This window comes from Marinobacter vulgaris (assembly GCF_003344045.1).
In the GTDB taxonomy this organism is placed as follows: Bacteria; Pseudomonadota; Gammaproteobacteria; order Pseudomonadales; family Oleiphilaceae; genus Marinobacter; species Marinobacter vulgaris.
The window spans coordinates 1-439 of record NZ_QFWX01000046.1; the positions used below are offsets into that span (position 1 = coordinate 1).

The following is a 439-nucleotide window of genomic DNA, read 5'->3' on the forward strand; positions in this document are numbered from 1 at the left end:
CCCTGGCAGTCAGAGGCGATGAAGGACGTGCTAATCTGCGAAAAGCGCCGGCGAGGTGATATGAACCTTTGACCCGGCGATGTCCGAATGGGGAAACCCAGTGCAATCCGTTGCACTATCGTTAACTGAATACATAGGTTAACGAGGCGAACCGGGGGAACTGAAACATCTAAGTACCCCGAGGAAAAGAAATCAACCGAGATTCCCCCAGTAGCGGCGAGCGAACGGGGAGCAGCCCGGAGTCTGAATCAGCTTGTGTGTTAGTGGAACGGTCTGGAAAGTCCGACGGTACAGGGTGATAGTCCCGTACACGAAAATGCACATGCTGTGAACTCGAAGAGTAGGGCGGGACACGTGGTATCCTGTCTGAATATGGGGGGACCATCCTCCAAGGCTAAATACTCCTGACTGACCGATAGTGAACCAGTACCGTGAGGGA

General features: G+C 53.8%; 1 rRNA gene. It reads left to right on the forward strand.

Going from position 1 to position 439, the window contains the following annotated elements:
* A 23S ribosomal RNA gene (locus DIT71_RS17740) occupies positions 1–439 on the forward strand; the annotation flags it as partial.